At 25.5% G+C, this 25,594-nt stretch carries 33 protein-coding genes; 4 read left to right on the top strand and 29 right to left on the bottom strand.

The genetic code is table 11. The features are described from left to right. The first annotated feature begins 225 nt into the window (after positions 1 to 225). The gene (locus NSA50_RS02165; protein ID WP_257442563.1) at positions 226 to 1,353 is read left to right on the top strand and encodes an ABC transporter permease; all 1,128 of its coding nucleotides are present in this window, start codon (positions 226 to 228) and stop codon (positions 1,351 to 1,353) included. Continuing rightward, positions 1,353 to 2,045 (top strand): ABC transporter ATP-binding protein, encoded by a 693-nt coding sequence (locus NSA50_RS02160; protein ID WP_257442562.1) that lies wholly within the window; start codon positions 1,353 to 1,355, stop codon positions 2,043 to 2,045. Before NSA50_RS02165 ends, NSA50_RS02160 begins: the two co-directional genes overlap by 1 nt. Before the next feature lie 119 nt (positions 2,046 to 2,164). Here the strand turns inward: NSA50_RS02160 and NSA50_RS02155 are convergent, their stop codons facing one another. The 5 genes from NSA50_RS02155 to NSA50_RS02135 all read right to left on the bottom strand — a co-directional run bounded on the left by NSA50_RS02155 (position 2,165) and on the right by NSA50_RS02135 (position 5,643). Next, a complete protein-coding gene (locus NSA50_RS02155; RefSeq protein WP_195266275.1) occupies positions 2,165 to 2,653 on the bottom strand; it encodes a CarD family transcriptional regulator in 489 nt (162 codons plus the stop codon). 485 nt (positions 2,654 to 3,138) lie between these two features. Then, on the bottom strand, positions 3,139 to 3,453 hold the full coding sequence (locus NSA50_RS02150; RefSeq protein ID WP_195266273.1) for a hypothetical protein: 315 nt from the start codon (positions 3,451 to 3,453) through the stop codon (positions 3,139 to 3,141). 21 nt (positions 3,454 to 3,474) lie between these two features. Beyond that, the gene (locus NSA50_RS02145) at positions 3,475 to 4,032 is read right to left on the bottom strand and encodes a hypothetical protein (RefSeq protein ID WP_257442561.1); all 558 of its coding nucleotides are present in this window, start codon (positions 4,030 to 4,032) and stop codon (positions 3,475 to 3,477) included. Positions 4,033 to 4,097: 65 nt separating this feature from the next. After that, the gene (locus NSA50_RS02140; RefSeq protein WP_195266261.1) at positions 4,098 to 4,499 is read right to left on the bottom strand and encodes a hypothetical protein; all 402 of its coding nucleotides are present in this window, start codon (positions 4,497 to 4,499) and stop codon (positions 4,098 to 4,100) included. 244 nt (positions 4,500 to 4,743) lie between these two features. Further along, on the bottom strand, positions 4,744 to 5,643 hold the full coding sequence (locus NSA50_RS02135) for a GNAT family N-acetyltransferase (RefSeq protein ID WP_257442560.1): 900 nt from the start codon (positions 5,641 to 5,643) through the stop codon (positions 4,744 to 4,746). A gap of 144 nt (positions 5,644 to 5,787) precedes the next feature. Here NSA50_RS02135 and NSA50_RS02130 point away from each other — a divergent pair, with 144 nt between their 5' ends. Then, entirely contained in the window at positions 5,788 to 6,828 is a 1,041-nt protein-coding gene (locus NSA50_RS02130) for an acyltransferase family protein (RefSeq protein WP_257442559.1), read from the top strand. 491 nt (positions 6,829 to 7,319) lie between these two features. Here the strand turns inward: NSA50_RS02130 and NSA50_RS02125 are convergent, their stop codons facing one another. The 11 genes from NSA50_RS02125 to NSA50_RS02075 all read right to left on the bottom strand — a co-directional run bounded on the left by NSA50_RS02125 (position 7,320) and on the right by NSA50_RS02075 (position 15,453). Continuing rightward, positions 7,320 to 8,144 carry a pentapeptide repeat-containing protein gene (locus tag NSA50_RS02125; protein ID WP_257442558.1) on the bottom strand — a complete coding sequence of 275 codons (825 nt, stop codon included), beginning with the start codon at positions 8,142 to 8,144 and terminating at the stop codon, positions 7,320 to 7,322. A gap of 82 nt (positions 8,145 to 8,226) precedes the next feature. Continuing rightward, complete coding sequence (locus NSA50_RS02120; RefSeq protein ID WP_257442557.1) at positions 8,227 to 9,273, bottom strand: DUF4179 domain-containing protein; 1,047 nt, start codon at positions 9,271 to 9,273, stop codon at positions 8,227 to 8,229. 14 nt (positions 9,274 to 9,287) lie between these two features. Beyond that, positions 9,288 to 9,824, bottom strand: a complete 537-nt coding sequence (locus tag NSA50_RS02115; protein ID WP_257442556.1) for a sigma-70 family RNA polymerase sigma factor — start codon at positions 9,822 to 9,824, stop codon at positions 9,288 to 9,290. A gap of 172 nt (positions 9,825 to 9,996) precedes the next feature. Further along, a complete protein-coding gene (locus NSA50_RS02110) occupies positions 9,997 to 10,869 on the bottom strand; it encodes a GNAT family N-acetyltransferase (protein ID WP_257442554.1) in 873 nt (290 codons plus the stop codon). Further along, positions 10,856 to 11,605, bottom strand: a complete 750-nt coding sequence (locus NSA50_RS02105) for an aminoglycoside adenylyltransferase domain-containing protein (protein WP_257442552.1) — start codon at positions 11,603 to 11,605, stop codon at positions 10,856 to 10,858. Before NSA50_RS02105 ends, NSA50_RS02110 begins: the two co-directional genes overlap by 14 nt. Positions 11,606 to 11,680: 75 nt before the next feature. Continuing rightward, positions 11,681 to 11,938 carry a hypothetical protein gene (locus tag NSA50_RS02100; RefSeq protein ID WP_257442551.1) on the bottom strand — a complete coding sequence of 86 codons (258 nt, stop codon included), beginning with the start codon at positions 11,936 to 11,938 and terminating at the stop codon, positions 11,681 to 11,683. 156 nt (positions 11,939 to 12,094) lie between these two features. Continuing rightward, positions 12,095 to 12,391, bottom strand: a complete 297-nt coding sequence (locus NSA50_RS02095; protein ID WP_257442550.1) for a hypothetical protein — start codon at positions 12,389 to 12,391, stop codon at positions 12,095 to 12,097. Between the two features lie 78 nt (positions 12,392 to 12,469). After that, positions 12,470 to 12,871, bottom strand: a complete 402-nt coding sequence (locus NSA50_RS02090) for a hypothetical protein (protein WP_257442549.1) — start codon at positions 12,869 to 12,871, stop codon at positions 12,470 to 12,472. Between the two features lie 135 nt (positions 12,872 to 13,006). Next, positions 13,007 to 13,369, bottom strand: a complete 363-nt coding sequence (locus tag NSA50_RS02085; protein ID WP_195431082.1) for a helix-turn-helix domain-containing protein — start codon at positions 13,367 to 13,369, stop codon at positions 13,007 to 13,009. 604 nt (positions 13,370 to 13,973) lie between these two features. After that, positions 13,974 to 14,786 carry an alpha/beta fold hydrolase gene (locus NSA50_RS02080; RefSeq protein ID WP_257442548.1) on the bottom strand — a complete coding sequence of 271 codons (813 nt, stop codon included), beginning with the start codon at positions 14,784 to 14,786 and terminating at the stop codon, positions 13,974 to 13,976. A 142-nt stretch (positions 14,787 to 14,928) separates the two neighbouring features. Further along, on the bottom strand, positions 14,929 to 15,453 hold the full coding sequence (locus tag NSA50_RS02075) for a biotin transporter BioY (RefSeq protein ID WP_257442547.1): 525 nt from the start codon (positions 15,451 to 15,453) through the stop codon (positions 14,929 to 14,931). Positions 15,454 to 15,701: 248 nt separating this feature from the next. On the opposite strand from NSA50_RS02075, the gene NSA50_RS02070 reads away from it, so the two are divergent. Continuing rightward, positions 15,702 to 16,682 (top strand): biotin--[acetyl-CoA-carboxylase] ligase, encoded by a 981-nt coding sequence (locus NSA50_RS02070; protein ID WP_257442546.1) that lies wholly within the window; start codon positions 15,702 to 15,704, stop codon positions 16,680 to 16,682. Positions 16,683 to 16,894: 212 nt separating this feature from the next. Here the strand turns inward: NSA50_RS02070 and NSA50_RS02065 are convergent, their stop codons facing one another. From NSA50_RS02065 to NSA50_RS02005, 13 genes are all read right to left on the bottom strand, one after another. Beyond that, the gene (locus tag NSA50_RS02065; RefSeq protein ID WP_257442545.1) at positions 16,895 to 17,413 is read right to left on the bottom strand and encodes a GNAT family N-acetyltransferase; all 519 of its coding nucleotides are present in this window, start codon (positions 17,411 to 17,413) and stop codon (positions 16,895 to 16,897) included. Between the two features lie 363 nt (positions 17,414 to 17,776). Next, a complete protein-coding gene (locus tag NSA50_RS02060) occupies positions 17,777 to 18,583 on the bottom strand; it encodes a flavodoxin family protein (RefSeq protein ID WP_257442544.1) in 807 nt (268 codons plus the stop codon). A 108-nt stretch (positions 18,584 to 18,691) separates the two neighbouring features. Beyond that, entirely contained in the window at positions 18,692 to 18,919 is a 228-nt protein-coding gene (locus NSA50_RS02055; RefSeq protein ID WP_257442542.1) for a hypothetical protein, read from the bottom strand. 59 nt (positions 18,920 to 18,978) lie between these two features. Then, entirely contained in the window at positions 18,979 to 20,010 is a 1,032-nt protein-coding gene (locus NSA50_RS02050) for a serine hydrolase domain-containing protein (protein WP_257442540.1), read from the bottom strand. A gap of 71 nt (positions 20,011 to 20,081) precedes the next feature. Further along, a complete protein-coding gene (locus NSA50_RS02045; RefSeq protein WP_257442539.1) occupies positions 20,082 to 20,570 on the bottom strand; it encodes a GNAT family N-acetyltransferase in 489 nt (162 codons plus the stop codon). Positions 20,571 to 21,000: 430 nt separating this feature from the next. Next, entirely contained in the window at positions 21,001 to 21,540 is a 540-nt protein-coding gene (locus NSA50_RS02040) for a GNAT family N-acetyltransferase (RefSeq protein WP_195431058.1), read from the bottom strand. 352 nt (positions 21,541 to 21,892) lie between these two features. After that, a complete protein-coding gene (locus NSA50_RS02035) occupies positions 21,893 to 22,144 on the bottom strand; it encodes a kinase to dihydroxyacetone kinase (RefSeq protein ID WP_195431055.1) in 252 nt (83 codons plus the stop codon). A 198-nt stretch (positions 22,145 to 22,342) separates the two neighbouring features. Beyond that, complete coding sequence (locus tag NSA50_RS02030) at positions 22,343 to 22,534, bottom strand: hypothetical protein (RefSeq protein ID WP_195431052.1); 192 nt, start codon at positions 22,532 to 22,534, stop codon at positions 22,343 to 22,345. 147 nt (positions 22,535 to 22,681) lie between these two features. After that, positions 22,682 to 23,152 (bottom strand): hypothetical protein, encoded by a 471-nt coding sequence (locus NSA50_RS02025; protein WP_195431049.1) that lies wholly within the window; start codon positions 23,150 to 23,152, stop codon positions 22,682 to 22,684. 172 nt (positions 23,153 to 23,324) lie between these two features. Further along, complete coding sequence (locus NSA50_RS02020; protein WP_257442533.1) at positions 23,325 to 23,555, bottom strand: hypothetical protein; 231 nt, start codon at positions 23,553 to 23,555, stop codon at positions 23,325 to 23,327. Between the two features lie 43 nt (positions 23,556 to 23,598). After that, positions 23,599 to 24,102 carry a P-loop NTPase family protein gene (locus tag NSA50_RS02015; protein WP_257442531.1) on the bottom strand — a complete coding sequence of 168 codons (504 nt, stop codon included), beginning with the start codon at positions 24,100 to 24,102 and terminating at the stop codon, positions 23,599 to 23,601. Positions 24,103 to 24,137: 35 nt separating this feature from the next. Next, a complete protein-coding gene (locus NSA50_RS02010) occupies positions 24,138 to 24,569 on the bottom strand; it encodes a VOC family protein (protein ID WP_257442530.1) in 432 nt (143 codons plus the stop codon). Positions 24,570 to 24,666: 97 nt separating this feature from the next. Then, on the bottom strand, positions 24,667 to 25,593 hold the full coding sequence (locus NSA50_RS02005; RefSeq protein WP_257442528.1) for a serine hydrolase domain-containing protein: 927 nt from the start codon (positions 25,591 to 25,593) through the stop codon (positions 24,667 to 24,669). Between the last annotated feature and the right edge of the window lies 1 nt (position 25,594).

Raw genomic sequence — 25,594 nt, 5'->3', positions numbered from 1 at the left:
ATTTTTTATTTATGAAACATATACATACTTCCACTGTTCATTGAAAATATTTTTATAAAATATCATCAAATGCACTAAAAAAATAATTTTTATTATAAATAAAATCTCATTATTCAATAAAAATTATTAATTAAGATTGATTTTTTCGTGAACATAGTTCATAATTAATTCATGTTTCTAATATACACTTTAATAAATATTAATCAAAAGAAGGAGAATTAAATTATGTTTTTAGCACTAAAAGAACTAAAGCACAATAAGGCAAGATTTGGTTTAATAATCGGAATCTTAACTCTTATTATATTTCTAGTACTATTTTTATCAGGTATTGCAAAAGGGTTATCTGCAGCTACTGGATCTTTAATTGAAAATTCTAAAGCAAATTATTATATTCTAGATGATTCTGCAGATAAATTAATTACTCGTTCAGTTATCGAGAATGATGAGCTAAAGGAATTAAATAACCTTAATGGATTAATAGATTTAAATGAAAATACTACTCCTATTAATTTACATACAAGTAATTTCACTATGGATTCCTTAGATAAAAAAATCAATTTAGTTTACTTAGCTATTGATCCATCAGCATTTCTTATGCCTGAAGTTATTGAGGGAAATAACTTAAATAATGATAGAGAAATAGTTTTAAACAACTCATTCAAAGAAGATGGTATAGAAATTGGAGATAAAATCAAAGATACATCTTCTAATTTAGAATTAACTGTAGTAGGATTTACTAAAAATCAAATGTATGCACATATTTCTGTAGGGGTAATATCTTTAGATACATATAAGGAAATAATGACTTCTGCTACTGGTAGAGATTATAATAATTTTCAAGCATTAGCAATTAATATGGACAAGTCTTCAGAAAATCTAGATTTACTTACTAACCTTGTTAATGATAATTTAGATAAAAAAGTTTTATTAACTAAAAGTGAAATAATTTCAAATGTACCAGGACATTCACAAGAACAAGCTACTATTCTTATGATGTTAGTATTCTTACTTATAATATCTTCATTTATAGTTGGCGTATTCTTCTATATAACAACTATGCAAAAGCTACCTGAATTTGGAGTTTTAAAAGCATTAGGCGCCAAAATGTCAACTTTAGCAGTATCTTTAACATCTCAAGTATTTATACTTTCAGTAATAAGCATGATTATAGGAAATATATTAACATTTTCTTTAGCCAGTGTATTACCAGCAAGTATGCCTTTTGTATTAAGTTATAAAGATGGAGCTTTAGTTTCACTATTATTTATAGCAATAGCACTATTAAGTAGTCTATTTTCTATAAGAAAAGTAAGAAAGGTAGATGCTATATCTGCAATAGGAGGTAATTATTAATGAGAAAATACGCACTTCAATTAAAGAATATAACTAAGACATATATAGATGGAGATAGTGAAAATACCGTTTTAAATAATGTTTCAATTAATGTTAAACCTGGTGAATTTGTTGCTATTGTTGGACCTTCAGGTTCTGGTAAAAGTACATTTTTATCTATAGCTGGAGCATTACTTACAGCAAGTAATGGCGAAATAATAATTGGAGATACAAATCTAAGTTCAAAAGATAAAAATGATTTAGCAGATATAAGAAGAAATCAAATAGGCTTTGTATTTCAATCTCATCAATTAATACCTTATTTAACAGTTATTGATCAGCTAAAATTAATACCAAAGCTTTCTAAAAATAAAGACATAAAAGAAGTTAATGACTATGCTAATAAGCTTTTAAAAGATTTTGGACTAGAACATAGGCTTAATCACTATCCTTCCAAATTATCAGGTTGTGAAAAACAAAGAGTTGCAATAGCAAGAGCATTAATGAATCATCCTGATATAATTTTAGCAGATGAGCCAACAGCAAGTCTTGATGGCAATCGTGGTCGTGAAGTTGTTACTATGATTAAAGATGAGATAAAAAAATATAATAAAGCTGCTTTAATGGTAACACATGATGAGCGTATCCTTGATTTAGTAGATACAATATATAGAATTGAAAATGGAAATATTACTTTAGAAAAGAAAATTTAACTTTAAAATGGCTGATAATACAAAAAGAACAGTAGTTAGTTTTGTTTTTACACAAAACTAACTACTGTCCTATTTAGAAAATTCACTTATGTAATTTATAATAATGATTATAAGATATTTTAAATATTATTTTTAATATAATCTTGTACTTCATCTACATTAATGTCTAACACTATTGCCATTTCTTGATATAGCTGTTTTCTAGCACTAATCATAATATCTTCATCTGTTTTATTAAGTTTTTTACCTAATGAATTCTTTTCATTTTTTTCTAATCTTATTGAATTTATTACCTTTATAAGTTCTTCCGCATTTCCTCTTTTTATTATAGCCTTATACTCTTCAATTCTTTTTCTTGAATCTTCTATTTCAACAGTTTCATTTTTTGCAATTTCTTTTATTAAATTCGTAATTTCAGCTTTTGTCATAAGCTCTCTCATTAATATCTTTTTATTGTTTACAGGAATTTTAATAGTCATCTTATCATTATAAACTGGAGATAAAATATAATATTCTAACTCTTCATTTCTTAAAGTTACCTGTTCTATATCTGTAACCTTGCAAACTCCATTTGAACCATATACAACATAATCATTTATTTTAAACATAAAATTACCTCCCTATGTGTTTTATTTATAATGAAAAAAAGCAGCTCCTACAGCTAAAAACTTTTAGGAACTACCTGTTGTATACTTATTATACCACAAATGTGCTAAAATTTCTTCAAATCTTTCTAATAATATGAATATTTAAGTATTTTCTTATAATAACTCATTGAATTTTCTATTTCTAATAGAAAATTATATAAATTTAATATAATTATTCATTACACAGTTCACTTAAGTAAGTAATCATCTTAATATTAGAATTTTCAATTTCTTTATAATAATAAGTTCTACTTTATGTTAGTAATGAATATTTTAATCTATGCTTTACTCAACCTCTTTAAGATAATTATAAAATTTAATAATTATAAATACATGTTTAAACTAACTTATAGACTAATATATTTAAGGCATCTATAAGTAATAAAATATTTAATTAAAGTAAAAAAATAATAATTATATAACGTTATGACTTGAGGTTTGATACATTACTTTTCTGATTTTTTATAATATATGAATGTAGTTACTGCATTTAAACTTATAGTAACTACAAGTAAAACTGCTGATACGAATACTAATGCATCAGTTATATCCATAAGAGCAGACCAATCATTGATTTGAACCAAATGATTGTTATAAATAATCTGTAGAAATAAAGAAATTGCACAAGAACTAATACTAATAATTGAAAGAATAATCCAGCTCCTATTTTCATGTTTTTTAAATTGCATAAGGTTAATAATTGGAAGTATCCAAGCAATTAAACCAAGCAATAGACTTGTAGGATTAAGTAAAGTAATCATAGTAACATACTCCTTTTTAATTTAATCAAGATCTATAAATTCAACCTTCCATATTCCTAAACTTCCAAAATCATATTCTAATTTAATAGTATTATTATCTACCCATGTGATTTTATATTGATTATTTGAAAAAGGTCTAAACCCATCGTCAGTAGAAATACATTCATTTAAAGATTTAATAAATATTCCAAATTTTCTTTCATAAAAGTTACTATATCCTGATAAAAGAAATGCTTTTTCTTCTACTACTAAAGTATTATTTTTATTTGGTGATTTAAATGTAAAATACTTGGTTTCACTATAAAAAAGCATATAAAATAAAATGCTTGATAAAATAAAAATTATAGCAAACATACTATAAGCACCCTTTATCCATTTATGCTTTTTAAAATCAAAAAGTATTATCAAGTATATTAATCCTAAAATCAATATATAACTAAAAAAACTAGGGCTAACTTTGTAGATAAGTATCTTGTATCCTAATGGTCTAAGAATAAAATTTATTATTACAAATAATATAAGAAATCCTAGCCATAATTTCTTTATACGTGATTTTAACTTAATATTAAATTTTTCCATATCCCTCACTCCATTTTTTATAAGTATAATTTAGTTTTTAGCCCGTATAGTTTGTACTTTATAAATTATTTATAATCTATAAAGTTAAATTCCCATATCCCATCTTCATTTTTTTCTACTGAAACTTTATATACTTTTTCTTTGTTAGTAAAATCAACATTAAATTTTTGACTATAAAATGTGTTGTTATTTTTATCATTAACAGATAAAGAAAATTCATTACTATTCATAAGAAACTTCATATTATCACCTGATTTTATCGAACTATTATCTGCGTATGCTGCTCCCCCAGAAGAATTCCTCTCTTTATATCCAAAACTATTTATTCCTTCTTTACTATTATTAATAACAATTAAATTATATCCTCTTGACTTACTCCTGCCTTGGAAACTTGTACATCCTATAAAAAGAGTACTTTCCAATAATATTAAAATTGAAATTATCAAACTTATCGATTTCTTTTTCATAGCACTACCTTTCACCTTATATACTTATATGATAATTTATTGATTATAGTAAGTCAATAATATTTTATCGTTTTTCAATAAAATATTATTATTAAAAGATGTTACACGCATTAAAACATTTATTATTTAAGGTTAAAAGATTATAAAAAAAGTTCTTAAAGATGCTTTTAGCTTTCTTTAAGAACTCTTCATTTTACAATTACAAAAATCATATTTAACATATTAATATTGTATTTATTTAGATTTAAATTTTTACCTCATAATAATTCATTGTTGATTTTTCTTTAAATCCGCAAGATTTATATAAATGTATTGCATTATTATTTTTTATCTCTACATCCAAGGCAACTTTATTTATTCCATCATGCTTTAAAATATTTAAAACTTGCATCAAAGTTGCTCTTCCATATCCTTTATTCCTAAATTCAGGAATTATTCCAAACCCACTAATAAATGCTGAATCGAATTCCTTACTTACTTTTATTTTACCAATTACTTCATCATCTGCTTTAATTAGATAAGTAATAATGTTATTTTTTTCTTCATCTTCTGGTAATAACATTTCATTACAGGCTTCTCCAAAGAAAACTTCATTTAAATTATCTATTTGATCTATATCCTTATTTTTTGCATTACTTAAAAAAATGTTTTTATTGTTTTCATATACAATCCAATTAATGCACTCCATTCTACACTCTGAAAATGAATAGCTAGATTTATTTATATTCTTTATAAATCTCATTGCAGAATTTGATTTATCATCACTAAGTAGCAATATTTTATCAAACTCTCTTCTTTTACATTCTTCTATAGCCATATCTGTTAACTTAGTAAAAATCCCTCTTCTTCTAAAATCAGGATGAACAATCCCATTAATTTCAGCAATATTTCCACCAAAGCATGAAATTCCTAAATATCCAACTAACTTATCATTGATGTAATATAAAAACTCATTTATATCATTTGACTCTTTTTTATAGTCTTTATTAATTTGTGTTCTATATTCTAATTCCAGTTTTAAATTTACTTTATCTTCATTTATACAAATATCTTCTAACTCTTTTATCTTCTTATTTTCTTTATCATTTATATATTTTTTTAAAACAATATACTGATTCAACACATCATTATTTACATTCATCATTTATTTTATACACCTCTCCTTGTTCAATGACCGTAATAAAGACTGTTAACTTATCACGGTATTAAGTTTATTTTATTTGAATATTATTATTGAGCATGATATATTATATAGTATTAAAGTATATTTTTTGGGGATGAATATTTTATGCAAAAAGAAAACACTATTAAAGAAATTGAATATATTAAAGGAATAGCTATTATATTAGTCTTTGTAGGACATGCTGCTACTCCTTCATTCTTAAAAAGACCTTATACTTATGAATTTTTAGTTCAATTAATTTATTCTATGCATATGCCATTATTTTTTCTAGTGTCGGGATTTTTATCACTTAAAATTTTAGATATGGATTTAAAGAAAGACTACTTTAGTTTCATAAAAAATAAATTTTATAGACTTGGTATTCCGTTTTTAACTTTGTCCATTGCAACCAACCTAATGATTATTGTTTTTAAAATAATACTTAACCAGCCTAATTCTAGTAAAGATTTAATAAATATGATTAAAACAATATTCTTATATCCTGAAAACGGAATCATGGGAGCTCTTTGGTTTTTATATACTTTATTTATAATTAGTATAATCTCACCAATTATTGTTAAATTACCTATGCGATTTATTCTTACATTAGGAGTACTAATAAACATATTTTTTCCTAAAGAAATTTATTTTCTATCACTTAATAGAGTTACTTTCTTTTTAGTATATTTTCTTATAGGACTTTATTTTAGAAAATATTGTTTTGCTAATAAAGATATATTTCATAATAAAATTTCTAATTACAAAAAAATTTTTCTATTTATGATTTCTATAGCATGTGTATTTTTCTATTCATATTTAATTACTAATCAAATATTTATAACAAAGTATCTTTTGAACACTTTGAATTTTCTTTGTGGATTATCTGGTATGATATTGGTGCTTATCGTAATAGAAGGATTAAAAAATTCAAGTATGTGTAATATACTATCATTTTTAGGAAGATATTCTATAGATATATATATTTTTTCATGGTTTTTCCAAATAGCATCAATGATTTTAATAACATACATATTAAAAATATCTAACTATAGCATATTTTTAATATGTAATTTATTTATTGGTTCTTTTTGTCTACCATTTGCTCTTTATATAATTAGGAAATTTAAGATTCTTAAATTTCTATTTTTAGGAGAATTCTCAAAATAGCCTGTCATAGATTAGAATCTATAAATATATAATTAGGAATTTATATTACTATCAGCTAATAATAGTATATTATGAAATATGATTAAATAAATATTAAGGATTAGACCTAGTTTATACTCTCTAGTCCTTTTATTTTTCATATATATTATTCAAAATATATAATTTCTACCATTTTCCCATAATAAGTGTATTATAATAACTACCATCTTTATGAACACGATCATTTACTAGATATATTAAATTTTCACCTCGAATTACTCTATCAGTAATGATCATAAGCTACCTCCGATTATATTTTTAAATATAAGTAATTTAATCAATTGCATCTTTAAAGTTTTGATTTATTGTACTTTCATATAAATTATAAAATATCGTACCTTCATTATGAAAATACGATACTTTCTGTCATTGATTTTCTTATTGCCTTTTATCTTTTATAATCTTATATATTTCATTAGTTATTTCTAAATTATATTTGGAAACTTCATTTTCTACCAGTTGCTTGGTTTAGTAATAGATTTAGGTAATCTTGTATTGCTATCACCTTTTGCACTATTAATTTGAGCTTGAGTTATAAAAATACTATTGCTTAAATTAGCTCCACTTAAATCTGCATCTCTTAAATCTGCTCCAATTAAGTCTGTAAAGCTTAAATCTACTCCTCTTAAATTTGCTGCAATTAGAAAAGCCCCACTTAAATTTACTCCTTTTAAATCCTTTTTTCTAAGATCAGAGCCCATAAGATTTAGACCTCCACCTAGAGCTTTTTTACCTTTTAAAGTGTTTTTTCCGTTATTAACTTTTTTCCTTAAGAATTCACTAGTTTGTAAAAGCAAAGTATTAACTCCTACCTTAATTGATATTAAATCTAACTTTAAGATTGATTTTGCTTCTAAATGTGTTAAGTTCTTTATTTCTTCTATTTTTTTAATCAGCTTCTCTTTATTAATATTACTATTATATTGTAGCCTAACAGCTTCATTAAGATACCAAAGCATTTCATGTAGTTGCTTCATAATAATAAAAACATCAAACATTTCTTTTGAAGACTCAGGTTTTTCCTTCCAATCATGTCCTGAATAAGTAACTTGAGCTACCTTTTGTCCAGCACCAATGCAATCATATGCTATGCAACCTTTTAACCCCTTCTTATTAAGATTTTCGTGAACTTTGCATTTAAAATTACCTGCTAAATTAATACAAGGTTTACCTGCATCCTTATTAACTGGGAATCCATCCATAGATGAAAAGTATAATGCAACACAACATAATCCAAAGCACTTTTCACACTCAGGCTGTAGTTCTTTATAATTCATTTTATCCATCTCACATTCATAAAATATACTATATAAATTATATCATATACACATTATTATTCAATTTCAAAAAATATTTTTATTAATAATCGTCAAAATCTACAGTTACTGTATTTTTCCCTCCAACAGCTTTTATAGTAAATTTATTTTGAGGTCTATCCTTCATAATATATTGAGAATATCCACTAAAATCTCTAAAATTATAGTTGCTTGTACTTCCCTCTAACCTTTCTCCATCATTATCGACAGCATAAAAATATGAACTACTATAATAATCTTCTTTTTCATTTGTTATAATTTCATACCTAAATTTAAATGAAATATCAGATCTACTTGCTTCTGTAATTTTAACAATATCTCCATTTGGCATTTCAATTATATTATTTTCATCAAGCTCTACCCTTTGTATTGACTTTTTAATATCATCTGCATTAATACTAAAATTAAATTTCCAATTACCTTCTATAGGATATACTGTGCCTGAATTTGGCTTCATTTCATTTGGAACAAAATCGTAAAACTTATATTTAATTTTTATATCTAAAGTATTATCTAAATTTATATCATTAAAACTATATATACTAATCATATTAATAACATCATCAGAAACATTATATAAATCTGAATATGCCTGTTTAGAAATTTCACCATTTATATTTACTTCAACATCTGTTTCTTGTGATCTTGTATATCTTTCCTTATTTTTAAATAAAAGGCCATCTTCTTCAGTTAATTTAGAGTAGTCTAAAGTTTCATTAATAATTATTAGATCTTCATCAACTATAATTTCATTTACTGTTATACTAATGTTTTTATCTGTAACTGTTGTACCTATTGGAGTAATGTACTCACTAAAATTTCTATTGATTTCTTTTCTAAAATACTGCCTTAAGTTTCTGGATATATTTTCTATACCTGCACTAACTACATCGTTGTTTGAAAGAATAGAGAAAATAAATATTCCTGCTAATGTAGCTACAAGTGGCTTATAATTATATTTTCTTTTTTTATTAAGCTTACTACTTAATCGTTTTTTTATAATATTAATTTCATCTTCATTAAGGAAAAACTCCTCATATTCATCTAAATTCATTTCAACCTTATTAAATTTATCATAAATACTTTTCATAAATTCACCTCAATTCAATATATCTCTTTTAATATTTTTCTAAGCTTTTTTCTACCTCTTGATAGTTGATTATAAACTTGATGTTTTGCCAAATTCATTTCTTCTGAAATTTCATCTACCTTTTTATTTTCTATATAGTATTTAGTAAAAATATTTTTATCATTTTCTTTCAAATTATTTAATATTGAATACACCTCTTCCTTAAATTCTTTTAAAATAATATCTTCTACTAAATTACTTTTATCTGAAATAACAATATTATCAATATCCTCAAAACTATTTAGCTTTAAATACTTACGCTTATAATCAATTGCTTTAAATTTTGAAATAACTGCTATCCAATTCTTAAATGAACCTTTGCAATCAAAAGAACTAATATTATCCCAAATTGAAAGTAATATATCATCTATACATTCATCTTCATAGTAGCTTATATTCTTAAGATGCTTATGAACTATCCCCTTGATTAATCCACCGTGCTCTTTTAATAATAATTCCAATCCTTCTTCATTTTTTCTTTTGATGTATTTAATTATTAGTGAATCATCCATTAAATCACTCCCTTCTGTAAAGCCTTATACTATATATAACGTATATCAAACAAACTATTTGTCACTTTTCTAATATGTAAATAAAAAAGATTGCTAAAGGCAACCTTTTAATTTCTTAATTATATAGCTTATAAATTATTGATAATGTCTAATTTTTTTTCATTTATTATGTTTACGATATAAATTCAAATAAGTAATCATCTTGCTTAATAAATCCCAAAGACTCGTAAGTCTTTCTTGCAATAATATTTAATGATGAAGTTTGTGTTACTGGTATCTTATTAGCAGTAATAGTATTATCTATCATATATCCCATTAGTTTTTTACCAAAACCTTTTCCTCTATAATTAGGGTCAATATAGACTGTTGTAATATCAATATAATTTTTACTTTCTCCACTATATCTAGACATACCTATTGGTTGTCCCTTATATTCGATAAAATATACTCCTACCTTTATATCTTCAATTAACTTTCTTTTATCAGTTATGTCTGCAATCTCCTGCTCATTTGTAGGTTCAAAAAAAACAATCATAAATTCACTAATTTTACTCATATCATCTTGCGCACAAGTAGCCTGTCTAAATTTAATATCTGGTATTACAGTTTGTTTAAAATATTTGCTTATATCGAATCTATAATAGATATTTAAAGCAGATATCACATCTTTACCAACATAGACTAATATTTTAGATACATCTTTACTCTTTCCAGCCAATAGAATTCTTTTATAGTTTAATATTTCAAGTTGCTTTGCAATTTCATTATAACCAGTTTCACTTCTTGTACAAAAGCTTGTAAAATAAGAATTACCATCAAATTTTATATAAAGTATACTATTAATTTCATCATCTGACTCTTCGATATACAGTTCTCCAATATCTTCAATTTGATTTTCTATAATATTAATTAGGAATACATTGAACAATTCATCTTCATATAGAAAATCTAATATTCTCTTCTTAAATTCATCATTTATAACTGTGATATATATCATTAATTTTGCTCCTTTATCACTACTAAGCACTATACTAATTAATCTCATTAAGCATATACTCGCAAAACCTTTTAGCTTCCTCTTCATCTACTTTCATTATTTCGTTTGTCTTATAACTATACAGAGCCTCATTTATAATTTTATGATAGCATCTATTTAAATTACATATTCCCCATTCTCCACCTTGCTTTTTAGAAAGATTTAAGTTATCTCTAACATATGCTAGCACCCTACATAAATTTAGAATAATATATACTGGATTATCATAAATTTCTGATTTAGCTTCAGATATGTCATTCTTAATACTATCTAAATAATCTTCTCTAGGAACTTCAGCAAACACCTGATTTATTGGCAATCCATATAAAACTATTCCTGCATTTTTTATTATAGTAAAATGTGCAGCTAAGTCTTTATCAAATCCAATCATTTTCTCACAATAATCTTTTGAATCATTATTATACCAATCAACATGCCTGTTAGAAAAATGTAACTCAAATGGAGTTGGATATATAAAATTAGTACAATACTCCTTTAAAACTATACTCATTTCTAACCCTTTTGGTGGAGCTTGCTTATTTAACTCTATGGTAATATCCATAAGTTTTAGTTTTATATCTTCTGTTAATGGCTTATTAACTACAACTATATAGTCAATATCACTTTTATCAAAGTTAAAGCAATTTAATACAATTGATCCGTGTACATAAATACCTATTAAATTATCTCTTAATATATTTTTATACTCTTTAGAAATACACTTTAAAACTTCTTCATAATTCATGCTTTTTACCTTCCATGCAAATATTTTTAAAACAGATGTTTACCTTGCAAAAAATCAAATATAATTTATAGCTATTTACTTGTTTTCTTTAATCAAATCCATATTTAACTCTATTATATTCCTTGTATCAATACCATATAATATATCTCCTATATCACCTTCAAGTTTGACCTTTTTAATACCAAATGTTTCATTTAAAACTAATGTAGCCGTTATTGAATAGATAATATGCCTTGTTACTGTGCTTGATCCATAATTTCCATGTTTAGAAAAAGGAACACTTTCATGTATATTAACATAAGCAACGCCGTCTTTAACTACTATATCTACCACTTCTAATTCTTTTGGTAATCTAGTTCATTTACTCCATTTTTATAGTCATACCCCATCTTTTTGTAAAACTCACATGCAGTAATCGATGCTGGTATTTCTACTCTTATTGCTCTTAAAAAATATTCATCTTTTTCTAATGTTTAATTATTAATTTGCCTATGCCTTTCCCCTGTAATTCAGGTACAACAATATAGCCAATAATATACTTTCATCCTTACTTCCCCAAAAACTTGATATAGCTCCACATCCAACAACATTATCATCTATACATGCAACATACATATGAGTATAACTTGCTATATTTAATATCTTTTCACTATTATAAAGCTTAACTAAAGATTCCATTTCTTCTTTGGGATAATCCTTTATATTTACTTCTAAAAAATTTCTACAAATTATCTTTGATACAATATCTGAATCATTATTATCAAATCTTCTTATTTTTAAACTCACATCTTAGTCCTCTTTTTAAATTTATATTTTAAATAATTATTTTTCTTAATATTAAATTTTATGAAAGCCTTAGAAGATTTAATTATCCCATTCTTGATTTAATTCGATAGTTTCTTCATTATTATTCCATTTCATAACTATTGCTAACTTGTCTTTATTTTCGTACTTTGATAGTTTATAATCATGCTCCTTTTCTAAAGAAAACCCACCTACTTTATTTAATACTTCCCCATATTCCATATATCCACCGCTAGTATTGCCTGATAAATCTTCAATAGTAAATTCTACATCCATAGGAGGCTTTTCTATTCCAGTATATTTTATATTAACTTTGCATTTATTATTATTATCATAATTTATAGTTGCTTCCCAACTTTGACTAGATCCTTGGAATGATAATTCACCTATAGATTTGCTTTCACATCCAATTGTAATAGCACCAAATATTATTGCTATAATAATAAATATAAGCTTTTTCATATTTATCTCCTTTATAATATAAGATTACTAATTTATAACTACTTTCTAATATTACTCTTTGCAAACTGAAATTAGACTTATTCATTATTCAGGAAGCACTTTTTTAGTTACGTAATTTCAATAATATAATTAGTATTACATCTTAAATTTTGATGTTTCAACCCACTTATCTAATGCATTTTTACTAAATATAAAATCATCTCCTATCTTTACATAGGGTATATTGGCTTCCTCTTTATTTATTGCTTGCATTAATCTTTCTTCAGTAATACCTAAATAAGTAGCTGCATCAGATAATCTTAAAACCTCCTTTTTATCTAAATTATTATTTATATTTTCTTCATTAATTACATTACTATAATTAAATAATCCTTGGCTTATCCCCTCTCCAACAAACCTCCCATTATTTTCTATGCTATTAGCTATTATTGAAGTACTAATAATAAGTGAAATCGCTAAGCTAAAAATTGAAATTGGTAGTAATTTTTCTTTTGACATTTTTATACCTCCATTTAATAATAAATAAACTTTAATTATCCAATAAATTCACGCTCTCAATTTTTTCAATTCGTATTATTTTACTTTTATTATCACCACTCTTATTAATAAATGAGAACCGCATCAATTCCAAAGATATCCCCTTGTCTTATTTAATAAACTACTACATTGATTTTTGCTGTGAATGCAGATTTTATATGTCCAATCCTTAATAGCTTAGACCTTAATGCAGTATATAAATTATAATGTAATATAACAATCAAAAAACATGCACTTATTGCAATTAAAGTACCTATAAACACTTTCTTAAGTTTTGCTTAACCTATAATCAACTTTATTTAATTTATAAATATAAAAAAGATTATTAGCCATTATTTGGTTTATATGTAAATGATATCACAAATCCTTTGTGCTTTACTAGTAATTTAAATAAACTTTATTTATGAAATCTTCTATATAGCACAATAAACATATTGATTTAGATTTTTTTAGGTAGCATATCTTGATTTTATCATAAAAAAATACCGTATTTTTTGAACAATACGGTATCTTAACAATCATTCTCATTCATTATATTTTAATAATAAATTCTATGTTGAAAAATTTATTCTTCTATAAACTTTATTAATTCTTCATTAAACTTATCTCGTTGATCATAAAATGACGCATGACCACTATACTTAAATGGTATTATCTTTGAATTTTTAATACTTTGATTTTGTACTTCACCCAGTTCAAAGGGAACAACTTTATCATGAATACCATGTATTATTAAAGTTGGAACACTTATTGTTCCTAAATCTGAAAATAGCACTTCATCTATCCATGTATTTGCAATAGCTGCAGTTGCCCACCCTGCTGCCTGTAATCCTAATTGAAAGAACCAATCAGATAATGGTTGTGATATATTTTGAAAGAAAAATATATCTCCAAAATCTCTCAGCATTTTAGGACGATCAGTATTTGTTCCTTGAATAATTTTGATTATTTCTTCTTTTTCTGCTCCATATGGAAAATTGGGACGCTTGATAAGACTCGGTGCTGCTGCTGCAAAAAGTGCAAGCTTGGATACTCCACTCCCTTTATGACGGCTCATATATCTAATTGCTATGGCTCCACCGGTTGAATGTCCTGCCAATGTAAAATCTTTTAATTTTAATGATTCAACCACACATCTAACATCATCTGATAATCTATTGTAGTCATATCCTTCATAAGGCTTACTTGAATCACCAAATCCTCTAGTATCTATTCCGATACATCTATATCCCATTTTAGGTAAATTATCAAATTGATACTCAAATAGTTTATGACTTCCAGGCCAACCATGTAAAAATAATATTGTCTTATTGCCGCATGGATTAATATCCTCTACATAAATTGTTACATTAGGTTCTACTCTAACATAGTACCCCACATATATACCTCCATAAAAATTTTCTTTCTTAAATAGGTTATTCGTATGTACATTAATTTATGAATTGTACATCTAGTTTTTTTGATACCATGTTATTTAATTCTAAAATAATAAGTTTTAATATTTCACAATAATTTCAACTTTAAAACTTTAACATTCTGTTTAATTTTATAGCCAAGTACGAACTTAAAATACATTTAAAAATATCTCCAATTATAAATGGAAATACTGCTAAGGATAATGCAGACATAATACTTATTTTTTGTATTAAACTCATATATATTGATCCAAAACCATACAACACAATCATTCCAATAAATATTGTTACAAAAACATATCTTTTAAAGCTATTGCTTTTACCCTTTAAATAGCTCATTAATGGAGCTATAACTAAAAATCCTAATATAAATCCACCTGTTGGTCCAAATAATCTTCCAAATCCACTTGTTCCTCCTGAAAAAACAGGTAATCCAAAAGCGCCTAAAAATATATATAATAGAACAACTACAAATGATTGCTTAGGCGTAAGTATTAATGCTACTAAATTAATTGCAATTGTTTGTGCAGTTATCATTGTAGGTGTAAATGGCAGTGGAAAAGAAATATATGATGATATACAAATTATTGCTATGCAAATTGACATTTTGGTTAATTCTTTTATTTTCATATTAATCCCCCAGTCTTTATTGATTCTATGAAATCACATCCGATATAATATATTGTTTAACTTTTTATTTCTTTTGCTACTTATTTTAGTTAATGATTTTGCAAAATCTTTTATAAAATAATCTAACATATTTTATATAATACTTTTTATTTTCACAACAGTCAACCATTTTAATATTTTAAGGTGACAATAATTGTGTTATAATATATTTATAAGATAACAATACTGAAAATAAAATAGGTGAAAACATGAGTGTAAAAGATAAAACTTTAAGCGTACTTGAAAATAATAAAGGAAATTATATATCTGGTGCTGATCTTGCCAAAGAACTTTCAGTAAGTAGAAATGCCATTTGGAAAGCAATTAAATCATTACAAAATGAAGGTTATAATATTTATGCTGTGCCTAACAAAGGCTATTGTCTTTCTACTGATACAGATATTTTATCGTCACAAAGCATTTCTAAATACTTGAATAAAAAAGATAATAATTTTAATATTAATGTTTATAAGACAATTAGTTCAACTAATAGTGCAATAAAGGAACTTGCAATTAATGGTGAAAAAGAAGGTACTGTAATTATTTCAGAAGAACAAACTGAAGGACGAGGAAGATTTGGTAGGAAGTTTCACTCTCCTAAAGGTACAGGAATTTATATGAGCATTCTTTTACGACCACAAATGCATGCTTCAAAGGCATTTCTTATTACTGCTGCTACTGCTGTTGCTGTTGCTGAAGCTATAGAAGCTATTTCTGATAAGGAAGCTAAAATAAAATGGGTTAATGATATATATTGTGATAATAAAAAGGTATGTGGAATATTAACAGAAGCATCTTTTGATTTTGAAAGCGGTATAATTGATTATGCGGTTTTAGGTATTGGTATTAATGTAATAATACCAAAAGAAGGCTTCACTGAAGAAATTAAAGATATTGCAACTGGAATTTTTGAAGATAACTCTTCTGCATCTATTGACATTAGAAGTAAACTTATAGCTGAAGTTTTAGAATGCTTTTGGATCTACTACAAACATATAGAAGATAAATCCTTCCTAGAACCTTATAAAAGAAGATCTATATTAATTAATAAAGAAGTAAGTATACTATCTAGTAAATCTTCAGAAAAAGCTACAGTTCTTGAAATTGATGATGAATGTAGACTTAAAGTTAAAATGGAAGATGGATCTATTAGGTTATTATCTTCTGGTGAGGTAAGCATTAGAATGTAATGAGCTGTTGCAGAAAATCATACAATGTAAAATGTAGAATGTATAATTTAAAATTAAGGTGGTATTTCATACTAAAATACTTAAAATTATATTATTTAAAAACTACTTTCAGTAGTTTTCACCTTAATTCTACATTCTAAATTTTACATTTTTAATTATGCAACAGCCCCTTTATAATCATTAAATAATATATCTAATTTAATTAAAAATATCTATAATACTAACTTCATTAAATTATCTGTTTGTTCATCATCACCAAGTTTAAAAACATGTGTATCAAATTTTACAAATCCCTGTTTTTCATAAAATTTTATAGCACTTATGTTGTTTTCCCAAACACCTAACCAAATATAACTTAAATTATTATTTTTTCCAATTTCTATTGCTTTTTTCATTAACATTTTACCTATGCTCTTACCCTTATATTCATGTAGAACATAAATCCTTTGAACTTCTAATGTATTATCATGACCTTTTTCTGTTTGTGCATTATCAAAATTAACTTTCATATATGCAACTACATCTTTATCATTTTCTACAATATAAAACTTTGAGTAATCATTTTTTACTTCACTCTCTATCTTTTCGTATGAAAAATTTTCTTTTAAATAATTTTCCATATCTTCTTTTGTATTCTCATTAGCAAATGTTTCATAGAATGTTTTTTCACTTATGCTTTTAATTTTTTCTACCTCTTTTAAACTACATTCTTTAACTAAAAATTTTTCCATAAACTGCATTCCTTTCATTTGTAATTCTTTAGATTGTTTAATATAAAATAAAAAACGTTATAACTTCATATCTTCTATGGCCTAATGATATGAAGCATAACGTTAATTTATTTACCCGGCGGCAAATTTAATATTTATTTCACTATTTTTACACAATCATAACACAAAATAATATTATTTTCAACATAACCATAATAAAATATCTTAACACTAAGAAAAACTATTTATTTTTTATAAGCCTTATCTTAATTTATTTTTATGCTTTTGTACTATTTTCGTTATTTAACCTTACATTTTATATCATATCTTTTATAAGCATATTTCGAGTTATTTCTGAATTGCACACTGAAAAATACCGTATATTCATTTTTTATATGTTATAATCATCTTTGATGAAAGATATCTTCCTATCTGATAGATAATCCTCCCAATCGCCCTTTTGTATATCGGCAATGGAATTCCTGGAGCATATCTCATTCCGACATACTTTTTCCAAAAAACTCCGTCTTGTGTTGAGTATTCTGTTCCAGGTGCATATTCTTCACACATGGCTTGAAATAAGTTGAAAGGAATTAAAACTCCAATTTTGGGAGAATGAAGTTTTTTTGATTTTAGATTCATATAAAATGCCTTCGATATTTTATATGCCTTTTTCTTATGTTTTTCAGTTGGTTTGTAGTCGTTCCAACTTAATGCAACAATAGGCAGTTGATAGCATTTATTAAAACCCCACCCCGGTAAAGTATTGGCAAGAGATTGTGTAACAGTATTTGCAGAGACACCACCTGTAGTTGAAATAATTAAAGCTTTTTTATTAAAGTATCTGGGGCGATGAAGCAAAAATGCTAAATGGTCGGTAAAATTTTTAGTAAGGGCAGTAATAGCACCTTGAAAACAGGAAACAGAAAAAATCACTCCATCACAACCTTCAATTTTATCCATAATAGGCTGAATATACTTATTATGAGGGCAAAAAGCATGTCCTTTTCTAAAACACGCGCTACAACCTGTACAGAATGGAAGATTTAATTTGCTTAAATGTACCTCCTCATATTTTACTGTATTATCGAGAATTGCTATTTGTTCTTTTACTTCCTCGGTTAAACGCCATGTATTCCCTTTATGTGGACTGCCATTAATTATTAATATTTTCATTTCATATATCTCCATTATATTATCTACTTCGCTTTTTAGAATAGAAATTTATATTGATTCTAAAATATACTAAAAAACGCACTTTTTATAGCTAATGCAACTTTAATACTGTAAAACATATAGCTAATACAATTCCAAATTAGAACCAAAATTATTTTTAAACTTACGTCCTATAACTATAGATATTAAAAATAATATTATTGACACTATCATTGTTGGAAATGATACTCCAATTTCATGAAGTATTTCTTCGCCTATAGAATTACTTCCTAAATAAGTGAATGAAAAGGCTATTCCAAATATGCTCAATATCAATGATATAGTACCTATACCTACTCTTTTAATACTCATTTTTTCTCTCATAATTTCATATTCCTTTTAAATATAATTATTTATTTAACTCAATATAATCACTTCTCTGAATTCTCAATAATTGATTCAACAAACATTGATATATCATAAGGTCCAAATTCTTTGTTTGATAAAGATGTAACTTCTATTTTAGTATCTGGGTAAAATGACGACATAAAAGCTACACCTGGATCACTACCAGTAATATAATATTTTAGTATCTTATCTTCCCTTTTTATAATCCATACTCCATACCCATAATAAACATCATTATGGACATGTACATGTGGTGTTAATAATTTCTTTGTTGTTTCTTCACTTAAAACATTGAATGATAATAATCCGTCCCATAATTTGCTTATATCCTCTGCTGTTACAAATATTCCTCCATCTCCTCCACCTATAACTGGTATTGAATATATATTAGTTTTATATTTTCCATCCTTATTCTTAATATATCCATATGCACAGTTTTTAGGTAAAATATCAAGAGAATAATAACCTGAATCAACCATATTAAGTGCATCTAAAACATTCTCTTTAATGAATTCTATAAATCTATTTTTAGTTAAATTTTCTATTACTAGAGCCAATACTATAAAGGCTGCATTGTTATAATGAAACTTTTCTCCCGGACTAAACATCATAGCTGAATTTTTAAACATTGGAATAAAGTCTTTAGGTTCTCTAAGAAGATACATAGGAGTTTTTTTCCACAGCTCATCAAAATTACTTATTGTATTTTCATCAAAATAATCTGGGATTCCTGAAGTGTGTGTTAGTAAGTGATGTATAGTTACTCCTTTATCGAAATATGGTAGTTCTAAATCTAAGCAATCTTTTAATAATGTATCAAAAGTTATCACTTTACTATCAATTAATTTACATATACCTATTGCTGTAAATAGTTTAGCTCCAGATGCTATTCCAAAGCGTGTATCAATTGTATTTTCAATATTATTACTTATATCAGCAAGACCAAATGCTTTTTTTAAAAGTATATTTTTATTTTCTTTAATTGATACAACTCCTGAATAGTCGTTAATCTCATTTATTTTTTCTAAAATCCTATTTATATCTTTATCTCTCATTACCTCAACCTCTCAGTTTTACTATATTAGTTATACTATAAATAATAATTAAAACTTAACCACTAAATTTATTACTCATTTAAGATCATAACATCAAATTCAATTGCATTAATATGAGAAATTCTCATAAAAGAATAGACTTTTCTAAATCCTACTCTTTCATATACTTTTATTGCACGTTTATTGAAACTTGCTACTGTTAAACGAAATTCTTTCACATTAAATTCCTCTCTAGCAAAATCTAATCCTATTTTTAAAAATTCTTTTCCAAGTCCTTGTCCACAAAATTCTGGATTTATTCCTAACCCTATATCCATTATACTTTTATTATTGTAAACATCGTATTTATGGCCAATTGGAACTTGAGCAGATCTACCAAAGCAATAGTATCCAACTATACTATTTTTCATATCTACTGCTGAATAATAATCCCCATTAAGAAGTTCCCTTATGCAGTTATTATTTCCATCCAAACTATAAATTGAGTAAGGTTCTTTATAAATCCATTTAGAAATTTTTCTTGCTTCATTATCAGTAACCTGCTTTATTATTATATTCATATATAATCCCCACTTAAAAATTTTATAAAACCCTCTCTTATATACTCAAATCTTTTTACAATATGAATTTTATTTAATGGTTTCCTTTGCTCATCAAACAAGTCCCTTAGCCCCATTAGTTACTCCTACAAATCTACCATTATTATAGTTACTTTAAATAATTATTTAGTAACTACAAAAGTACCCTGATGAAAAATCATCTTCCAATTTCCATCAATATATCTCCATACTGAGCTACGAATTGATGATGTTTCAGCAATTGATTTTCTAGTTTAAAAATTAAATCTTCAATACTATTCATATTATAAATATCCAACTTTCCATTTAATCTTTAATTTTTTATAATAAATTATAGCTATAGATTTAAAAGAAGAAAGTACAATTTAATTTTATTTACTTATTTTTAATGTTTCAAAGATATGATAAAAGGTTAAGCAAAATATTCTGATTTAAAAATACTGTAATAAAGTATATTAACCTCTTTATTATTTAAAAATTTTAATTTTTCTCTTCTAGTGAACCTATATTTAAATCCACACTTTTCATTTACTCTTTTAGAGTTGTTATTAAAATCAAAATGACCACACCAAATTAAATCTAAATTTAATTCGTTAAATCCATAATTAAGCAAACAATTTACAGCTTCAGGTACATAGCCATTCCCCCAATATTTAGGATTCAAAACGTATCCTATTTCTCTTTGGGATAAATTATTCAAATTAATATCAGGCTTTCTCCTATGCAATCCAATGCTACCAATAACTTTATCTTCAGATTTTAAGACTATAGCATAAGTATCATTATTACGTATGAACATTTTTATTTTTTCTTTACTTTCATTTTCATCTTTATGAGGTGACCACCCCGCATTTGGACCTACTAAATTACTTTTTGCGTATTCATATAAATCCTTACTATCACTTTCCTGCCATTGTCTTAATATCAGTCTATTGCTTGTTATTTTTTTCATTTAACATTCCCCTTTTACCAATGCATTAATACAATTATAAACTAATTAACCATATAATTACATATATTTCTTTATAATAACTATTAAATTTTCGATAAACTATTTTAATAATTATCTATAACTAATTTAAAATTATTCTTCTTATATTTAATAGATTTCTTATATATCCTCTTATATTTTATAGATTCTTATATAATTTGAAAATTTATATTTCAATAAAAAATACCGCATATTCACTTTTGAATAATACGGCATTTCATAAAATAATATTTAAATTTACTTCTTAGTTCATTAAAATCAATTATATAAAACTTTATATTTTTAATTATATAATTTATTGTTTTTTTATCATCTAACCTTGTAATCCATTTTCTTGACGTTCCATATTTTCAATAACAACATCATATATATCCCCTAATGAAGCAGCATATTCAAGTACTTTCCATGGAGTATTAGTATGAAAATGAATCTTTATTAAGTCTTCATCACCAACTGCAAGTAAACAGTCACCTTCAATATTTTTAGTTATATATTCATTTATTTCATCTTCAGAAAGATCATGCCCTTCAATTAATAACTGAGTATCAAATTTATATTCAAGCATATTTTATTCTCCTTTTAAACTTCAAATTCAATTTATATATTAGATAGGTAAAAATTTTACCTTATCCTATTATGGATAGATTATAACATATTTTTCAAAATATATACACTTAAAAGAGTATCAATACTATATTTATTAATTAACCTATAAATATAATTTCAATGAATAAACTAGTTACATTGAATAATTTAAATCATACTACTTTTTTTCATTTAACTTTTTCTCATATTGGATTAGAGTTACTTCGATTACTATTACTAATACCCATAATATAAATTTCAATATACTATGCTCCATATAGAAATTAATTATATATAGTAGAAAAATAGCAAGTACTAAGGCTAATATTGTAATTTTATATTTTTTAAATTTATTAAATAATTTACTCATAAACCTCTCCTAATTTAAATTTTACAATTCTACTACATATGAATTGTAAAATATTTTCCAAACACAATTTATTCAATAAAAAGCTAATTTTATTATTTAATTGCTGATATAATATTAAAGCGAATAATAAGCTAAAATTTCTTTATTCTATTTTATCTCTTTTAAGTGCTGAAGATGTATTCCTATATGACCAATTCCAAGCATTATTACAGATATAATCATCCAAATTACTTTTCCATATATACCAAGTAGCAAAAATGCAATAACAGGAAGCGTTGCTCCAGGAACAGGAATACCACAAAAACTACGATAGAAAACCATTAAAGTATGCTCTCCTGTGAAATACCTAACCCAATATATTTCATATAGAATCATCAAAATTAATGATATAATCAGCCATAAACTCCACAAAGAAAATGTAGTAATATTGAAATCTGAAAAAATTAAAGCACAACCTGTCACCGCTACTTGTCCAACTCGCTCAAATATTAACAATATTTTATTTTCATTGCTATAATCATAATTTTCTGGCTGATGCTTTGTCCATATAATATTAGGTATAAATAGCATCAACAAATAAATTAATCCTACATATGAAAATCCTAAATGTCCTAACATAGAATTTCCTCCAAAATTCAATTTATATATTCAACCTAATTATACTATTTCATCAAATATATTCCATATACTATTTATATGCTGTAAATAAAATTTACTTATCAGTTTCCATTAATACACAAATCAAACACCCTATATTATTTTAAGTAACATTGATAGTATTTAAAGTAATTTAAATTTGCTTCTTGTTATCAATTGCGTCTTTAACTTCATTTAATTTTTTAATAATTATGCATGTACATACTATAATAACTCCACATAATATCATTAATCCTGTATATGTAAACATATGATAAGATATAGTAACAGCATCTCCTACAAATATAAATTGTCCTATAATTTGCATTATAAACATATTAAATATATAAAATAATACAACTGATAATATAGGAATATCATGCAATTTATTTTTAGATACTTTAATTGCACTTCCTTTTATTTCATAATTACTTTTTAGGACTAATTAATTTCTCATCCAACTCTTTAACACTTTTTATCCTAATCAATTTATCTTCATATCCTAATAGCATATTTTCGTATTTATCTCTTTTCATTTCAAAATTCTTTGTCCACATAAACATATTTTTTAACATTTCTAAGGTAGGCTTGTAATTACATTTTTCTATTCCAAGCCTTTGCTTAAAAAAGCGTGTAATTATTCTTACCCTTCTAATATGTAATGGAGTATCTAGGAAAATAATTTTATCTGCCATATCAAATAAACATTTTTGACTTTCTCTATAAGTTCCTTCAATTATCCACTGACCTTTTTTGTCAATTTCTAAAATTCTATTTAATTGCTCAGAATCTGAGCGTTTATATCTCTCTTCCCCCTCTCCTCCCCATGCTATGCTATCACCTTCATAACAAGGGATATTGTATTTTAAAGACAATTTTCTTGAAAGTGTTGTTTTTCCACTTGCAACTATACCAAAGATTAATATTTTCATATGTTCTCCAATCATACTAAATCCAAATATATAGCTTATAAAATAAGTAACCCATTTTCATCGTACTTAAAATTAGGTCCCCATGCAACTTCCCAATAATAACCATCAAGATCAGCAAAATACGCATGATATCCACCCCAAAATACATCTTGAGGTTCTTTAGCTATAGTTGCTCCAGCATTCCTAGCTAACTCAATAACTTTATCAACATCTTCCTTAAACTCCACATTATATGCTAATGTAACACCTGAAAACCCATTATTTATTTTAGGAGGATTTTCTTCATTTATATCTTCAGCCAATAAATCTAAAGGATAAAGTTCAAATTTTGTTCCTGCTGTATCAAAGAACACTACTTTTGGATTATTTTCCTTTTCATCAGTTTTAAATTCAAGTCCATCTCTATAGAACTTTATCGATCTTTCCATACTTCTTACCCCTAAACAAATACATGTGATTTTATTCATTCTTAATTCTCCTTTTACACAATATTGTTTATAATTTCACTTAATTAAAGCTTATTCAAAGTTAAATTTACATAACAAGTTTTAAATTTAAAAATAATTATAGTTTATCTATTAAAGTATTCCATGTAAGTTCTAGAATTCCTGTCATATTCTTGGGCTCATTTGAAACATAAGTTACAACTGCATTCTTATCTGGCAAAATCACTACATAATTACCATATAATCCATCCATACGATATGAACCATTATATGAATTCATCCAAATTTGATAACCATACCCCTGAAGATGATCTGCAGTAGCAAAATGTGCATTAAAATCATTCGTTTTTATTTGAACAGATGTTGCCTCTTCTATATAACTTGAAGGAATAAGTTGCTTACCATTCAAAACTCCTTTATCAAGTATTAATTGCCCAAATCTAGATAGCTCATCTGCCGTTAAATATAGTCCAGAGAATCCTTGTGGAATCCCTTTTGGACATTTATCCCACTTAGGTTTTGGTATTTCTAAATATTTAAATACTTTTTCATTTAAATATTCATCTAAGTCACTTCCTGTTGTAAGACTTATAATCTTTGAAAGCATGTAAGTTGCTGAATTATCGTATGTGAAATGGGTGCCTGGCTTAAATAATATAGGTTCATCGAAAAATAATTGAGATATATCCCATTTCCTACCACTATTCCAATCAGCCTGCATTACTGGACACTCTGCATGTCCACTCCCCATACAAAGCAAATCATGAATAGTCATTTCTCTTAAATAATTATTTATACGTATACTTTTAATATCAGGGAAAAAATCTATAACACGATCCGTAATTTCAAAATATCCTTCATTGATTGCAATTCCTACAGCCATTGATGTAAATGTTTTACTTACAGAATATAAAAGGGTTGGTTTTTCTTCTTCAAAATCAAATTTTGCAATTATATTACCATTTTGCCTAACAACAATATTAAGTACATGAAGATTTTGATCTTTCACTGATAATATTAAATCATTCAATATTTCATTACTCATT

It is taken from the genome of Clostridium mucosae, from assembly GCF_024622765.1.
GTDB lineage: Bacteria > Bacillota > Clostridia > Clostridiales > Clostridiaceae > Clostridium.
This window is presented reverse-complemented; position numbering and strand designations above follow the sequence as displayed.

Excerpts from the sequence above, each read along its gene's own strand:
- NSA50_RS02060 (WP_257442544.1), bottom strand. The coding sequence starts at position 18,583 with ATGGAGATATATGAAATGAAAATATTAATAATTAATGGCAGTCCACAT.
- NSA50_RS02005 (WP_257442528.1), bottom strand. The coding sequence starts at position 25,593 with ATGAGTAATGAAATATTGAATGATTTAATATTATCAGTGAAAGATCAA.
- NSA50_RS02090 (WP_257442549.1), bottom strand. The coding sequence starts at position 12,871 with ATGAAAAAGCTTATATTTATTATTATAGCAATAATATTTGGTGCTATT.
- NSA50_RS02135 (WP_257442560.1), bottom strand. The coding sequence starts at position 5,643 with ATGATGAATGTAAATAATGATGTGTTGAATCAGTATATTGTTTTAAAA.
- NSA50_RS02045 (WP_257442539.1), bottom strand. The coding sequence starts at position 20,570 with ATGAATATAATAATAAAGCAGGTTACTGATAATGAAGCAAGAAAAATT.
- NSA50_RS02140 (WP_195266261.1), bottom strand. The coding sequence starts at position 4,499 with ATGAAAAAGAAATCGATAAGTTTGATAATTTCAATTTTAATATTATTG.
- NSA50_RS02035 (WP_195431055.1), bottom strand. The coding sequence starts at position 22,144 with ATGCTTGAATATAAATTTGATACTCAGTTATTAATTGAAGGGCATGAT.
- NSA50_RS02155 (WP_195266275.1), bottom strand. The coding sequence starts at position 2,653 with ATGTTTAAAATAAATGATTATGTTGTATATGGTTCAAATGGAGTTTGC.
- NSA50_RS02050 (WP_257442540.1), bottom strand. The coding sequence starts at position 20,010 with ATGAGAGATAAAGATATAAATAGGATTTTAGAAAAAATAAATGAGATT.
- NSA50_RS02030 (WP_195431052.1), bottom strand. The coding sequence starts at position 22,534 with ATGAGTAAATTATTTAATAAATTTAAAAAATATAAAATTACAATATTA.
- NSA50_RS02015 (WP_257442531.1), bottom strand. The coding sequence starts at position 24,102 with ATGAAAATATTAATCTTTGGTATAGTTGCAAGTGGAAAAACAACACTT.
- NSA50_RS02010 (WP_257442530.1), bottom strand. The coding sequence starts at position 24,569 with ATGAATAAAATCACATGTATTTGTTTAGGGGTAAGAAGTATGGAAAGA.
- NSA50_RS02110 (WP_257442554.1), bottom strand. The coding sequence starts at position 10,869 with ATGAGATTAATTAGTATAGTGCTTAGTAGTGATAAAGGAGCAAAATTA.
- NSA50_RS02065 (WP_257442545.1), bottom strand. The coding sequence starts at position 17,413 with ATGGAAAAATTTTTAGTTAAAGAATGTAGTTTAAAAGAGGTAGAAAAA.
- NSA50_RS02160 (WP_257442562.1), top strand. The coding sequence starts at position 1,353 with ATGAGAAAATACGCACTTCAATTAAAGAATATAACTAAGACATATATA.
- NSA50_RS02075 (WP_257442547.1), bottom strand. The coding sequence starts at position 15,453 with ATGAAAATAAAAGAATTAACCAAAATGTCAATTTGCATAGCAATAATT.
- NSA50_RS02040 (WP_195431058.1), bottom strand. The coding sequence starts at position 21,540 with ATGAAAAAAATAACAAGCAATAGACTGATATTAAGACAATGGCAGGAA.
- NSA50_RS02105 (WP_257442552.1), bottom strand. The coding sequence starts at position 11,605 with ATGAATTATGAAGAAGTTTTAAAGTGTATTTCTAAAGAGTATAAAAAT.
- NSA50_RS02130 (WP_257442559.1), top strand. The coding sequence starts at position 5,788 with ATGCAAAAAGAAAACACTATTAAAGAAATTGAATATATTAAAGGAATA.
- NSA50_RS02085 (WP_195431082.1), bottom strand. The coding sequence starts at position 13,369 with ATGTCAAAAGAAAAATTACTACCAATTTCAATTTTTAGCTTAGCGATT.
- NSA50_RS02025 (WP_195431049.1), bottom strand. The coding sequence starts at position 23,152 with ATGTTAGGACATTTAGGATTTTCATATGTAGGATTAATTTATTTGTTG.
- NSA50_RS02165 (WP_257442563.1), top strand. The coding sequence starts at position 226 with ATGTTTTTAGCACTAAAAGAACTAAAGCACAATAAGGCAAGATTTGGT.
- NSA50_RS02120 (WP_257442557.1), bottom strand. The coding sequence starts at position 9,273 with ATGAAAAGTATTTATGATAAATTTAATAAGGTTGAAATGAATTTAGAT.
- NSA50_RS02145 (WP_257442561.1), bottom strand. The coding sequence starts at position 4,032 with ATGGAAAAATTTAATATTAAGTTAAAATCACGTATAAAGAAATTATGG.
- NSA50_RS02070 (WP_257442546.1), top strand. The coding sequence starts at position 15,702 with ATGAGTGTAAAAGATAAAACTTTAAGCGTACTTGAAAATAATAAAGGA.
- NSA50_RS02125 (WP_257442558.1), bottom strand. The coding sequence starts at position 8,144 with ATGAATTATAAAGAACTACAGCCTGAGTGTGAAAAGTGCTTTGGATTA.
- NSA50_RS02055 (WP_257442542.1), bottom strand. The coding sequence starts at position 18,919 with ATGAGTATTAAAAGAGTAGGTATAGGTACTATATCATTGATATTGAGC.
- NSA50_RS02115 (WP_257442556.1), bottom strand. The coding sequence starts at position 9,824 with ATGGATGATTCACTAATAATTAAATACATCAAAAGAAAAAATGAAGAA.
- NSA50_RS02150 (WP_195266273.1), bottom strand. The coding sequence starts at position 3,453 with ATGATTACTTTACTTAATCCTACAAGTCTATTGCTTGGTTTAATTGCT.